The 13,666-nt window shown below is 61.7% G+C and carries 11 protein-coding genes; 4 read left to right on the top strand and 7 right to left on the bottom strand.

Annotated features, from left to right (window positions below; translation table 11 throughout):
• Positions 1-27: 27 nt before the first annotated feature.
• The gene (locus AC244Q_RS02860) at positions 28-594 is read left to right on the top strand and encodes a DUF6101 family protein (protein WP_003556960.1); all 567 of its coding nucleotides are present in this window, start codon (positions 28-30) and stop codon (positions 592-594) included.
• 169 nt (positions 595-763) lie between these two features.
• Here AC244Q_RS02860 and AC244Q_RS02855 read toward each other — a convergent pair whose 3' ends face one another.
• The gene (locus AC244Q_RS02855) at positions 764-1,195 is read right to left on the bottom strand and encodes an Lrp/AsnC family transcriptional regulator (protein WP_041935466.1); all 432 of its coding nucleotides are present in this window, start codon (positions 1,193-1,195) and stop codon (positions 764-766) included.
• Positions 1,196-1,314: 119 nt separating this feature from the next.
• Between AC244Q_RS02855 and AC244Q_RS02850 the strand changes: the two genes are divergently transcribed.
• The gene (locus AC244Q_RS02850; protein WP_128407970.1) at positions 1,315-2,292 is read left to right on the top strand and encodes a threonine ammonia-lyase; all 978 of its coding nucleotides are present in this window, start codon (positions 1,315-1,317) and stop codon (positions 2,290-2,292) included.
• A 48-nt stretch (positions 2,293-2,340) separates the two neighbouring features.
• Here AC244Q_RS02850 and ubiA read toward each other — a convergent pair whose 3' ends face one another.
• From ubiA to AC244Q_RS02825, 5 genes are all read right to left on the bottom strand, one after another.
• A complete protein-coding gene (ubiA, locus tag AC244Q_RS02845; protein ID WP_020486917.1) occupies positions 2,341-3,300 on the bottom strand; it encodes a 4-hydroxybenzoate octaprenyltransferase in 960 nt (319 codons plus the stop codon).
• A 158-nt stretch (positions 3,301-3,458) separates the two neighbouring features.
• Positions 3,459-4,271, bottom strand: a complete 813-nt coding sequence (locus AC244Q_RS02840; protein ID WP_017993118.1) for a MipA/OmpV family protein — start codon at positions 4,269-4,271, stop codon at positions 3,459-3,461.
• Positions 4,272-4,399: 128 nt separating this feature from the next.
• The gene (locus AC244Q_RS02835) at positions 4,400-4,981 is read right to left on the bottom strand and encodes a histidine phosphatase family protein (protein ID WP_128407969.1); all 582 of its coding nucleotides are present in this window, start codon (positions 4,979-4,981) and stop codon (positions 4,400-4,402) included.
• Between the two features lie 67 nt (positions 4,982-5,048).
• Positions 5,049-6,308, bottom strand: coding sequence for a cyclopropane fatty acid synthase (locus AC244Q_RS02830; RefSeq protein WP_128407968.1), 1,260 nt, complete (start codon positions 6,306-6,308; stop codon positions 5,049-5,051).
• Between the two features lie 133 nt (positions 6,309-6,441).
• A complete protein-coding gene (locus AC244Q_RS02825; RefSeq protein ID WP_128407967.1) occupies positions 6,442-8,748 on the bottom strand; it encodes a Tex family protein in 2,307 nt (768 codons plus the stop codon).
• A gap of 219 nt (positions 8,749-8,967) precedes the next feature.
• Here AC244Q_RS02825 and glyS point away from each other — a divergent pair, with 219 nt between their 5' ends.
• Entirely contained in the window at positions 8,968-11,082 is a 2,115-nt protein-coding gene (gene glyS, locus AC244Q_RS02820) for a glycine--tRNA ligase subunit beta (protein WP_128407966.1), read from the top strand.
• A gap of 58 nt (positions 11,083-11,140) precedes the next feature.
• Positions 11,141-11,629, top strand: a complete 489-nt coding sequence (locus AC244Q_RS02815; RefSeq protein WP_113545790.1) for a 2-thiouracil desulfurase family protein — start codon at positions 11,141-11,143, stop codon at positions 11,627-11,629.
• 78 nt (positions 11,630-11,707) lie between these two features.
• Here AC244Q_RS02815 and AC244Q_RS02810 read toward each other — a convergent pair whose 3' ends face one another.
• A complete protein-coding gene (locus tag AC244Q_RS02810) occupies positions 11,708-13,531 on the bottom strand; it encodes a methyl-accepting chemotaxis protein (protein WP_012756261.1) in 1,824 nt (607 codons plus the stop codon).
• Between the last annotated feature and the right edge of the window lie 135 nt (positions 13,532-13,666).

Below are 13,666 nucleotides of genomic sequence, written 5' to 3'. Positions count from 1 at the left end.
TCTCAGGTAAGACAAGGGTAGAATGAAATGAACAATCCCGTTATGAAGCCCGCTTGGGCTGGCACGACGTTACGTCTCGATCCGTCCCGCTTTCCCCAACAGGTCAGCTACGCCATCCATGATTGTTCGGATGACGTCAATATCACCATAGACGAACGCGGCGCGGTCCTGCGCAAGGTCCTCCCCTCCAGCGGCCTGCCGCTCTCGATTGCGCTGCCCAAGCGCGTCTTCAAAGGTGTCGCCGCCCGCGCCATCGACCATGGCGACGGCGAAGTCACCGTGACGCTGGAGCTTCACCACACCGATCCGGAGCTCTGCATTCCGCTGCTCGTCGCCCATGATCTCAGCGATATCGCCGCCGACTGGCGCAGTTGGTCGGAAGCCTTCCGCATTCCGATGCTGATGGTCGAGGCCGACGGCGTTGCCCGGCCGCTCGAAGACCACATCGGCGCCTTACGCACCAGCGATCTCAAGCCGCGCCGCCGTCATTCCTACTTCGCCAATCGCCGTCCGCGCTTCCTCGTGCGCCGCACCACCGGCCGGCTGGGCGTCGCCATGAAGATCGAGGGCAAGGAAATCATCGCCCGCAACTGACCGAAATCGCGACACCGGACGCTCATTGGCGGGCATTCTGCGCACTCATCTGTCGCGGAATGCCCGTTTTGCGACGCTGTCGAACTCGGCCGCAAACTGTCGCTTCAATCTCAATCGGCACCGCGGGATGAATTTTGACAGGATCACTGCGTAGCCAGTAAAAATCCCCTCATTCAAGGACGGAAAGTCCCAATCCGTGCTTGACCGTTTTGAGTGCGATCAGGCTCTTGTATTTTCGCACGAGCGCCTGTTGCTCGCCCATAAGCCGCTCAATGAAGATATTATATTCCTCAAGATTGCGGACGGCCACGAGCAGGACATAGTCCATGTCGCCGGTGACATACCAGCATGACTGAACTTCAGGCGCATGGTCCAACCACCGCTGGAATTGCTCCAGCGTGTGTCGATGTTCGTTCTGGATTTCAAGCTCAACCAGAACGGACAGTGTGCGATCGACGGCTTTCGGACTGACCACCGCAACGATCCTCTCGATGATCCCATCCTGCTTCAGTTTGCTGATCCGCCGTTCGACGGCCGAAGGTGAGAGATTGACCGCGTCAGCAATGACCTTGCCGGGAATGTCGGCATTCTCCTGCAGCATCGACAGAATAGTTCGATCAATATCATCCACAGCGTATAACCAAGCCCATAAGCAGAAATTCCGCTATAAATTTGTCACGAGCGCGGTTTTTCCGCGCCGAAAATTCCTATCATCTGCCCATGACAAAACAAACACCTCTTTCAGCCGCCAAAATCGACGATGCACGCAAAAAAATCGATCCGATTTTCCTGAACACCAACTTGTTGCGTGCCGATAGGCTCGCGCTGTCACTCGTCGCCAAGGACGAAACGGAAAATCCCATCCGCAGCTTCAAGGGGCGCGGGACGGGGTATTTTCTCGCCGACGTCGTTGGAGACAGAACTCCTCTGGTCACGGCATCAGCCGGGAATTTCGGCCAGGGGCTTGCTTACAATGCCGCGCGGCATGGGCGATCTCTGGTCGTGTTCGCCAGTATCAACGCCAATCCGTTGAAGATCGAAGCCATGCGCCGGTTTGGGGCAGAAGTCTTTCTCGCCGGAGAAGATTTTGACGCTGCAAAGGAGGCCGCCAAAATCTACGCCGCCGAACGGAAGCTGCAGTTCGTCGAGGATGGAGCGAGCGCAGCCATTGCCGAAGGAGCAGGAACGATTGCGGCGGAGCTGACTGAAGAGGTCGAAGATATCGACGCCGTTTTCATACCGCTCGGCAACGGTGCTCTGGCGGCCGGAATAGGATGCTGGTTCAAATCACGATCACCGCGAACAAGGGTCGTCGCAGTCGCCGCAAAGGGCGCACCTTGCATGGCACTGTCCTACAATGCGGGTGACGTGATCTCAACGCCGGAGGCACGCACGATTGCCGATGGAATTGCTGTGCGGATTCCCGTCCCGTCGGCCGTCGGCTGGCTTAAAGACACGATCGATGACGTCGTTCTCGTGGATGACGATCAGCTTCTCGATGCAATGCGATTTGCTCATGACACATGGAAGCGTCTCGTCGAACCAGCCGGAGCAGCCGGGCTCGCTGCTATTCTTGAGCAGGCATCTGCCCTGAAAGGCTGCCGTGTAGCGACTATGTTGTGTGGTGCTAACCTCACGGATCAACAGATCAAGGCATGGCTTCCATCTGCCATAAAGCACAACACGAATGCCTGCTAGACCAATCCTCCTATCTGGGGACAGGCGCCCGCGCCCGGTTCGTCCCAATCAGGGAATGGCAAACAGCAGCGAGACGAAGAGGCCGAAGAAGATGATCAGGCCGACGCGGTTGTTTGACTTGAAGAGCGCCAGGCACTGGTCGGCATCATCGATATCGAGCCGGACGATCTGCCAGGCGAACATGCCGGCCGCACCGAGCAGACCCAGAAAGGCGATGAGATTGGCGCCGGCGAGAACGAAAGCAATAAACATCAGCGCCAGCGTCAGTCCGTAAAGACCGATCAGCCACTGCCGCGTCCTGTCGCCGAATAGGCGCGCGGTGGAGCGGACGCCGATCAACTCGTCATCTTCCTTGTCCTGATGCGCATAGATCGTATCATAGCCGATCGTCCAGGCGACGGAGGCGGCGTAGAGCAGGATGGCGGCAAAGGAGAGGCCGCCCAAAATCCCGGCCCAACCCATCAACGCGCCCCAGGAGAAGGCAAGCCCGAGGTAGAATTGCGGCCAGTCGGTGAAGCGTTTGGCAAAGGGATAAAATGCCACGATCCCGAGCGAGAGCACGCCGAGGAAGACGTTGAGCCAGTTGAACTGCAACAGCACGAACAGGCCGACCAGCGCCTGCAAGCCGATGAAGATCTTCGCCCGGCGGCGGGTGACGCGGCCGGAGGGCAGCGGACGTGACCGCGTACGCGCCACTTCCATATCGATCTCGTGGTCGACGAGATCGTTATAGGTGCAGCCGGCGCCGCGCATGGCGACCGCGCCGATGAAATAAAGGAACAGGTGAGACACCAGCAGGCTGCCGGAATAGAGCCCCTCGCCGATCGCCGCATTGGCGGCAAGTGTCGCCGACCAGAAGCACGGCCACATCAAGAGCTGCCAGCCGATCGGGCGATCCCAGCGCGCCAGCTGCGCATAGGGCCAAAGCCATGGCGGCAGGATCCGGTAGACCCAGTTATCGGAAGGTGCGTCGGAGACGCGATCGTTGAAGTCGCCGGTATCGTGCATGCCGCTCATCTAGCGGCGGGCCGCCGATCCGGTCAAGAAGCGATCATTGCGCTGCCACTTGCATCATCCCTAGATCAGAATCGATCCCGGGATGAAATTACACTGCAATTCAAATGGTTACAGCGCCACGCATCTGAAATGACCCGCGGCGCTGTCAATCACTGCAGGGAAAAATTGAACTTATAGGTCGCCGAAACGCCGATCAGGACCTGGTTTTTCGAGCCGCGGTCGCGCACGAGGCTGCTGTCGGCGGCGGGACCCGCCAGCCGCTTATATTCGAGGAAAGAACTTGCCGAGAGGTTTTCCGTCGCCTTCCATGTCAGCGCCGTGCCGGCGCCATAGGACTGGATGCCGGACGACGGCTTATAGGGATCAAGGCCGCTTGCCGCCGCCTGCTTGGCGTTGACGCCGTAGTAGGCGTCGTAATAGCCGCTGGTGGCGAATGTCGCGCGCGGGCCGCCTGATAGTTGCAGGTCGGGCGCAATATCGGTAAAGGCATCGACCGCGAGGTCGGCGACGATGCCGTCATGCGAGCGGATGCCCTGGCGGACTTCGGCGCGGGCGCGAAGGAAATCGGTCGGGTAGACTTCGACGAAACCGCCGGCTTCCGCCCCCCATTTGACCTTCTTCAAGCCCTTCAGCTGGCTGCTGTCGCCGTCATCGCGCGACGGCACGAATTTGCCGACGATGCCGGCGCGGAAGGCGCCCTTGTCGATGAGGGCGAAGGAGGGATTGTCGTTGCGCGAGGAAAAACGCGGGCCAGCACCCTGGCGGCCGACGGAGATCAGCGGGCTGAACTTGAATTCATTATGCGACGAGCCCTCGAATTTCGGGGCGGAGAAGCCGGCAACGCCGACGCTCAGGTACCAGTCGCCGGACCAGAAGTGCTGGCCGCTTTCCTGGGCGACCGCCGATCCAGCAGAGAAAAGGGCAATAGCCAGAGAGATCGATACGACTGATCGATGAGACACATCCGCACTCCAGAAAACGCAAAAACAAAGCCGCGGAGGGCGGCGTTCGCTACATTTATCCTGATCTCGTTACCCCAGTGTTAACCACGGAAGCGAGATGACACAGGCAAAAATGACGGATGCCAGCGCTATCTCTGGTTCCAGCGGCGGATGACCGGCTCGGTCAGATCGTGCTCGTAGCCGAGCACGCTGATGCTGGCCGTATCGAGCACGAAACGGGAGCCGTCTTCCGGCGGAAGGCCAAGCCAGCGGGCGGCCAGCACACGCAGGAAATGCGAGCTCGAGAAGATCAGGATGGTGCCGGCCGTTTGGCGAAGCGCATGGATGACGGCGTCTGCGCGGGCGCCGACATCGGCGGCGAACTCGCCCTTCGGGCAACCGTCGCGAAAGAGCTGCCAGCCGGGACGGTCGGCAAGGATCGCCTTGGTGGTGATGCCTTCGTAAGCGCCGTAGTCCCACTCGGCGAGATCGTCCTTGATCACCGCGCCCGATCCGAATCCGGCAAGCGCGCAGGTCTTGCGGGCCCGCTCGGACGGGCTCGACCAGACGGCGGAGAAGGCAAGGCCCGCCAGCCGGTCGGCGAGCTTGCGAGCGGCGGCCTCGCCGTTCGCCGTCAGGGGAATATCGCTGCGTCCGGTATGGCGCCCGGACAGGCTCCATTCGGTTTCACCGTGGCGGACCAGGTAGATCTCGGGAAACGCACTGCTCATCGGCACGTCCTTTCATGAGAATCCGTCCCTTGGCAAAACCGCCAGCGGAAGCGGCACTTCCGCGGGATCAGAACGTCACCTTTTCGAGCGGAGCGCGCGCCGCCTCGAATTCCTTCAGCTTTGCTTCATTGCGCGCGATGTAATTGCGATTGTCGGGAACGGCGAACTGGTTCTTGGCGATCTGGATCTGCAGGATGAAGAGCTCGTCCCAGCGGAACCCTATTTCGGAACCGGCCAGATAGAACTCCCACATGCGGAAGAACTGCTCGTCGTAAAGCGCCACCGCTTCGGCCTTGCGCGCCACGAAACGCTCGCGCCAATGGCGCAGCGTATAGGCATAATGCAGCGGCAGGATTTCGATATCCTTGACCAGCAGTCCGGCCTTCTCAAGTGGCGGCACGACCTCACCGACGGAAGGGATGTAGCCGCCCGGGAAGATGTATTTCTCGATGAACGCATTGGTGCCGAAGCTCGGCTTCGGGCGGCCGATCGAATGCAGCACCATGACGCCGTTGTCGTCGAGGAGATCCGATACCTTGCGGAAGAAATTGCCGTAGTGGCCGATGCCGACATGTTCGAACATGCCGACCGAGACGATACGGTCGAACTTCCTGCCCGTCATGGTGCGGTAGTCCTGCAGTTCGAACCGCACCCGGTCGGCAAGGCCGCGTTTTTCGGCGCGCGTACGCGAGACCTTGAGCTGCTCCTCACTCAGTGTGATGCCGGTGAACTCGGCACTGTCGGTCGCCTCCGTCAGGTACATGCCCATGCCGCCCCAGCCGGAGCCGATCTCCAGGATACGCTGGTTCGGCTCGAGCAGAAGCTTGGCGGCGATATGGCGTTTCTTGGCGAGCTGTGCCTCGTCGAGACCAATGCCCGGCGGCTCGAAATAGGCGCAGGAATATTGCCAGTCCTCGTCGAGGAAAAGATCGAAGAGCTTGGCCGACAGATCGTAATGGTGGGCGACATTGTGCTTGTTGCGATTGACCGGCACACGGCTCTTCAGCTGCTGCTTGGCAATGCGGCCGAGGAGCAGTGCCGCCATCTTGAAATCGAAGATCTCGTTGGTGGTGTTCTGCTTCACGAGCGACAGGAAATCGTAAATGTTGCCCTGTTCGAGAATGAACCGGCCTTGCATGTACATTTCGCCGAGTTTCATGGCCGGGTCGCGCCGGATGGCGTCCTCGGCCTCCTGATCGGCAAGGCGGGCGACAACGGTTTCACCGGTGCCGTCGCCGATAGTGTGGGTTTCGCCATTGGCGATGGTAAGTTTCAACGAACCCTTGCGGATGATTTTTTCGACGATCGATAAGAATGCCGACGCCATGGACGCCTCGCAAATGTGACAGGATGGTCACATCAACTTAGTAGCTCTCTTTCGCCTTACAAGCGCCGGATTTAGCACTCTGTTCAGAACGCTGCCAAACTGTTGCATTTTTGCCGAAATGCCGGCTAAACCCTTATTTTCGCTTCATCGCTTCGGCAAGTGCCGCGCCGAAAGCGCCCTGGCTCTCGGGTTTCGCGGCCGCGGGCCGGCGCTCGTTCTGCGGCCGGGAACCCTGGTTCGCGCGAGAATCACCCCGCGGCGGCGCTGAAGAACCGTCATCGCGTTTCATAGAGAGAGCGATGCGCTTGCGCTTGGCGTCGACTTCGACAACCCGCACCTTGACGACATCGCCCGCCTTGACGACCTCGTGGGGATCCTTGACGAAGCGATCGGCAAGTTGGGACACATGTACCAGGCCATCCTGGTGCACGCCGATATCGACGAAAGCGCCGAAGGCGGCAACATTGGTCACCGTGCCTTCCAGCACCATGCCGGGCTTGAGGTCGGAAATTTCGTTGACGCCCTCGGCGAAGGTCGCGGTCTTGAAGCTCGGACGCGGGTCGCGGCCGGGCTTTTCCAGCTCCGCAATGATGTCCCTGACCGTCGGCAGGCCGAATTTCTCGTCGATGAACTGGCGCGGATCAACCGATTTCAACACCGCGCTATCGCCCATCAACGCGCGCAGATCGCGGCCGCAGGCAGCGACGATCTTCTTGGCGACGCCATAGGCCTCCGGGTGGACCGAGGAGGAATCGAGCGGCTCCTTGCCGTTCGGAATGCGCAGGAAGCCGGCGCACTGCTCGAAAGTGCGGCCGCCGAGGCGGGCGACCTTCAGAAGATCCTTTCGCGTCTCGAAACGGCCTTCGCTGTCGCGGTGGCGGACAATGGCGTCGGCGATCGACGGGCCGAGGCCGGAGACGCGCGACAGCAGCGGCGCAGACGCGGTATTGAGATCGACCCCGACGGCATTCACTGCGTCTTCCACCACGGCATCGAGCGAACGCGACAGCTTCTGCTGGTCGACGTCGTGCTGATATTGGCCGACGCCGATCGACTTCGGCTCGATCTTGACGAGTTCTGCCAGCGGATCCTGCAGGCGGCGTGCGATGGAGACGGCGCCGCGCAGTGATACGTCGAGATCGGGGAATTCAGCCGCTGCGGTCGCCGAGGCGGAATAGACCGAGGCGCCGGCTTCCGACACGATGACCTTGGTCGGCTTCGGCGCCGGCAACTCGGCCAGCATGTCGGCCACCAGCTTTTCGGTTTCGCGGCTGCCGGTGCCGTTGCCGATCGAGATCAGCTCGACATTGTGCTTGCGGATCAGCGATGCGAGCTCGACCTGGGCGCCGCGCACATCGTTCCTCGGCTGGAAGGGATAGACGGTCGATGTCGCCACCACCTTGCCGGTGCCGTCGACGACGGCGACCTTGACGCCGGTGCGGATGCCGGGATCAAGACCCATCGTCGCGCGCGAGCCGGCGGGTGCAGCCAAAAGCAGATCCTTGAGATTGCGGGCGAAGACATGGATCGCCTCCTCTTCGGCCCTTTCGCGCAGTTCCCGCATCAGGTCGAGCGAGAGCGACGTGGAAAGCTTGACGCGCCAGGTCCAGCTTGCGACCTCCATCAGCCAGCGGTCGCCGGGACGGCTGGTACCGATCTCGTAGGCGGCCACGATCATGCGCTCGACCGGCTTGTTCGGAGAGGTCGTCTCGGCGTCGGCCTCGATCGTCAGCGTCAGCACCTCCTCGTTCCAGCCGCGCAGCATAGCGAGCGCGCGGTGGCCGGGGGCGGTCGCCCAGCGTTCGAAATGGTCGAAATAATCGGAAAACTTCTCGCCGGTCGCCTGCTTGCCATCAACGACTTTCGCCTTCAGCAGCGCGGCCTGGCGCATATGGGCGCGCAACCTGCCGAGCAGGTCGGCATTTTCGGCAATGCCTTCGGCGATGATGTCGCGCGCGCCTTCGAGCGCCGTCTTCACATCGGGCACATCCGCGGTGACGAAGCCTTCGGCCAATACCGCCGGTTCCCTGGCGCGGTCGGCGAGGATCGTCTCGGCGAGCGGGCCGAGGCCACGTTCACGGGCGATTTCGGCGCGCGTGCGGCGCTTCGGCTTGTAGGGCAGATAGAGATCCTCAAGCTCGGCCTTGGTTTCGGCGCCTGCGACCTTGGTCATCAGCTCGTCGGTCATCTTGCCCTGGCCGGTGATCGATTCGACGATCGCGTCGCGCCGAGCTTCGAGTTCGCGCAGATAGACCAGCCGCTCGGCGAGATTGCGCAGCTGCGTATCATCCAGCCCGCCCGTCACTTCCTTGCGGTAGCGGGCGATGAAGGGCACGGTAGAGCCTTCGTCGAGCAGCTCGATTGCAGCTTTGGCCTGTTCGGGCCGGGCGTTGATTTCGGCGGAGATGCGGGCTGCGAGAAAACGGAGGTCTGCGGCCATGGGATTTCCTGTTTCGTCAGAGGTGGCGGGACCATAGCGGCGAAAAGCGGCAAGGCAATGTTGGAGTTTACGGCCGAGCGCCGATCCACAGGATAAGCATGCCGGAAAGGCGGCGATTTTGCGGTTGTGCAGATGCGCCATTCTTTGCTAGCAGAAGCAACGTTTTGACCCGGCGCCCATGCCATCCCTCCCCTGTCGCGGGAGGCAAGGAAATTCGACATGCCAAACCTTCTTCTCGAACTCCGCTCCGAAGAGATTCCGGCCCGCATGCAGCGCAAGGCTGCCGGCGACCTGAAGAAGCTCGTCACCGATGCGCTTGTCGAAGCGGGTCTGTCCTACGAGGGCGCGCGCGAATATTGGACGCCGCGGCGGCTCGCGCTCGACATTCACGGACTGACGGCGCGCTCGGCCGATGTGCGCGAGGAGCGCAAGGGACCGCGCACCGACGCCAACGAGAAGGCGATCGAAGGCTTCCTGCGCGGCGCCGGCCTTTCCTCCGTCTCCGAAGCGCAGGTGGTCAGCGATCCGAAGAAGGGCGATTTCTACGTCGCGGTCATCTCCAAGCCCGGCCGCGCAACGGAAGAGATCGTCAGCGATGTCATGCCCGGCATCATCCGCGATTTTCCCTGGCCGAAATCGATGCGCTGGGGCAAGGCCTCGTCGAAGCCCGGCGCGCTGCGCTGGGTGCGGCCGCTGCAGTCGATCGTCTGCACCTTCGGCCCGGAGCATGAAGAAACCACCGTGATCCCCTTCGAGATCGACGGCATCACCGCCTCCAACATCACCTACGGCCATCGTTTCCACGCGCCCGAGGCGATCACCGTCCGGCGCTTCGACGATTATGCGGCGAACCTGGAAAAGGCCAAGGTCATCCTCGATGCCGAGCGGCGCAAGGACATCATCCTGCACGACGCCCGCGATATCGCCTTTGCCAACGGGCTGGAGCTGGTGGAAGACGAAGGCCTGCTGGAGGAAGTCTCCGGCCTCGTCGAATGGCCGCAGGTGCTGATGGGCAGCTTCGAGGAGGATTACCTCTCGATCCCCTCCGAAATCATCCGGCTGACGATCAAGACCAACCAGAAGTGTTTCGTGACGCGGCCGCAGGGTGGCGAAACGCTGTCGAACAAGTTCATCCTCGTCTCCAATATCCAGGCAAGCGACGGCGGCAAGGAAATCGTCCACGGCAACGGCAAGGTGGTGCGGGCCCGGCTTTCGGATGCGCTGCATTTCTGGAAGCGCGACCAGGGCAACTTGCCCGATCTCGAGACGCTGGAAGCTTCGGCAGCAAAGTTCGGCCTCGACCTGAAGAAGCCCCTCGACCAGCGCATGGCCAAGCTCGATGCGCTTGATGTGACCTTCCATGCCAAGCTCGGCACACAGGGCGCGCGTGTTGCGCGCATCCGCACGCTGGCCAAGGAATTGGCTGATATCACCGGCGCCGACGCGGCTCTCATCGATCGCGCCGCCGTGCTCGCCAAGGCCGATCTGCGCACCGAAGCCGTTGGCGAATTCCCGGAACTGCAGGGATTGATGGGCCGCAAATATGCGGTGCTGCAGGGTGAGGACGCCTCCGTTGCCGCAGCGATAGAGGACCACTACAAGCCCCAGGGTCCGTCGGACCGCGTGCCGGAGGACAGAGTGGCGATCACCATCGCCCTTGCCGACAAGCTCGATACGCTGATCGGTTTCTGGGCGATCGACGAAAAGCCGACGGGGTCGAAGGATCCGTTCGCCCTGCGGCGTGCGGCACTCGGTGTCGTCAGGATCCTGCTGGAGCGAAGGATCCGCCTGCCGCTGCTGGCAACGACCAAGGATGGCGACCTGCTCTCCTTCTTCCACGACCGTCTCAAGGTCTATCTGCGCGACCAGGGCGCCCGCCACGATCTGATCGACGCCGTGCTGACTTCAGATGCCGACGACCTGCTGATGGTGGCGCGCCGCGTCGAAGCGCTGACGGCCTTCATCACCTCGGAAGACGGCAAGAACCTGCTTTCCGGCACCAAGCGGGCGACGCAGCTGCTTGCCGCTGAGGAAAAGAAGGGCACCGTGATCGCCGACAGCGTTTCGCCAGCGCTTCTGAAGCTCGATGCCGAGAAGGAATTGTTCGCCGCAATCTCCAGTGCCTCGAAGGATGCGTCGAACGCCGTCGCCGGGGAAGACTTCCGCTCGGCAATGGAAGCGCTCTCCAAGCTGCGCGGCCCGGTCGACCGCTTCTTCGAAGACGTGCTCGTCAACGACGAGGACGCCGCCATCCGCGCCAACCGTCTCGCCTTGCTGCGGCTGATCCGCGAGGCGACGGGAACGGTTGCGGATTTCTCGAAGATCTCGGGCTAATATTCGGCCGCCATCGGCGGTCTGGCATTGCCGCGGCTCCGGCTGTATTCAAGCAGATATGCAGAGCAAGATTCTCGTCAGCGCCTGTCTCATGGGCCAGGCCGTCCGCTATGACGGGCGGGCGAAGCCGTTGCTTCATCCGGCGATCGAGCGTTGGCGGGCCGAAGGCCGGTTGGTGACGATCTGTCCGGAGATGTCGGCGGGCATGACGGTGCCGCGGCCGCCGGCGGAGATCGCAGAAGCGGCGACCGGCGAGGATGTGCTGGCCGGCACGGCGCGGGTTGTCGAGCTGACGGGCGCCGACGTAACGGAAGAGTTCCTGCTGGCGGCGGAAAATGCCGTGGCGCTCGCACGGCAGGCCGGCTGCCACTATGCGCTGCTCATCGACGGCAGCCCGTCCTGCGGCTCCGGTTTCATCTATGACGGCACGTTTTCCGGCCGCAAGCAGGCCGGCAACGGCGTGACGGCGGCGGCGCTGAAAGCAGCCGGCGTTGAAGTGTTTTCCGATCGCGAGATCGAGCGGCTGATCGAACGCATCGGGCAATGAGCCTCAAAAGGCACGGCCGCCGGAGAACCGACGGCCGCTAAAAATTTGGTGATAAAAACGCTTTTGTCCCCGCGCCGTTTATGCGGCGCGGCGACCCTGATGCATGGCCGGGGCAGCGCTTTCGCCACTGACGCGGAAGCCGCGGATGAGGTCGATCAGCTCGTCGGTATCGGTGGCCAGCGTCTCTGCCGATGCCGTGGTCTCTTCGGCCATGGCGGCGTTCTGCTGGGTGGCGGCGTCGAGCTGGTTCATCGACGAGGAGATCGAACGCAGCGTCGTATCCTGCTCGGAGGCGCTGTGGGCGATCTTGGCGACAATCTCGTTGGCGGCCTTGATCTGGTCGGAGATGCGCTTCAGCGCCTCGCCTGCCTCGCCGACCAGACGGACGCCATGGTCGACCTGGCTGGAGGAGCGGGCGATCTGGTCCTTGATCTCCTTGGCCGCAGCGGCGGAGCGCTGGGCAAGTTCACGGACTTCCTGGGCGACAACCGCAAAACCCTTGCCGGATTCACCGGCACGGGCTGCCTCGACGCCGGCGTTCAGCGCCAAGAGGTTGGTCTGGAAGGCGATCTCGTCGATGACGCCGATGATCTTGGTGATCTCCGACGACGATTTCTCGATGCCGCTCATCGCCTCGATCGCCTGGGTGACGATCGCATCGCTATGAGTGGCTTCGGTGCTGACCGAATGGACGCGCTTGCTCGCCTCATGGGCGCCATCGGCCGTCTGACGGACGGCGACGGTGAGCTCATCGAGAGCGGCCGAGGTTTCTTCCAGGCTGGCAGCCTGGCGCTCGGTGCGTTGCGACAGCTCGTTGGAGGCACGGCGGATTTCTTCCTTGCTGGTGCCGATATCGGTGCCCTTGGCGCTGACCTTGGCCATGGCGGCTTCGAGATGCGACAGCGCATCGTTGAAGTTGTCGCGAAGGGCGGCGTATTTCTGGCCTAGATCGGCGCAGCGGACGGTAAGATCACCGCGGGCAATCATCTCCAGCGCCTGGCCGATCGTCGTCACCACGCGTGCCTGGAGCGTTGCTTCATCCTGCTGCTGGCGCAGATTGTTTTCGCGCTCGCTTTCCAGCGCCAGTTGCTGGGCCGCCTCGCGATCGGACATCGCATGACGCTCCCTGATCTTTTCCTGCAGTGACTGCGTCGCCTTCGCCATCATGCCGACTTCGTTGTTCATGCCGGTATGCGGGATGGCAATGGAGACATCCTCTTCGGCGACAGCCTTCAGGGCGGCATGGACGTTGTTGAGAGGTCCCGATATGCCGCGGATGACGACGTAGGCGGCGGCCATGGCAAGGAAGAACAGGACGATGCTGCCGGAGAGCGCGGTCAGGATCGTGCTGTTTATCTGAGCATCGAGATCGTCCATGTAGACGCCGGTGACGACGACGACCTTCCAAGGATCGAAGGCCTGTGCATAGGCCGTCTTGCGAAAATCGCCGGCGGGCTGGCCTGGTTTGGCTGTGGAATAATATTCGACGAGACCGCCGCCCTGCTGCCCGAGCTTGACCAGCTCTTCTCGATAGAGCTTTCCTTTGCTGTCCGGCTGACCCTTGTTGACCTGACCGATTTTCGCGGCATCGTAGTGGAACATCATCTGGATGTCGTAGCTATAGCCGAAGAAATAACCATCGGGGTCGTATTTCATTGCATTGACCGTGGCGTAGGCCTGCTTCTGGGCATCTTCCAGCGTCATTTCGCCGGCAGTCACCTTTGCCTGGTAGATTTTGAGAACAGAGACCGCAGACTGTACCTCCGCCCGCAGCATGTCATAGCGTTCGTTGTAGATCGCATTGACCGAGGAGCGGATCTGCAGGGAGGTGGCGATTGCAAACGCCACCATCAGGCCGACGACCAGCAATATGAGCTGTTTTGATATCTTCAAATTTTTCATGACGCCTCGCAACGGGAATGGGTGAATACATTCCGGTGCGGTTTTCTACCGCCTGTGCGAGCGCGCCGAAAAAGAAGACGCGTCTACCGCTGCTAAAATAAACATGCTGCGACCGGGTAAAGTAACAATTGATGC

Source organism: Rhizobium sp. CB2179 (assembly GCF_057653455.1).
This window is presented reverse-complemented; position numbering and strand designations above follow the sequence as displayed.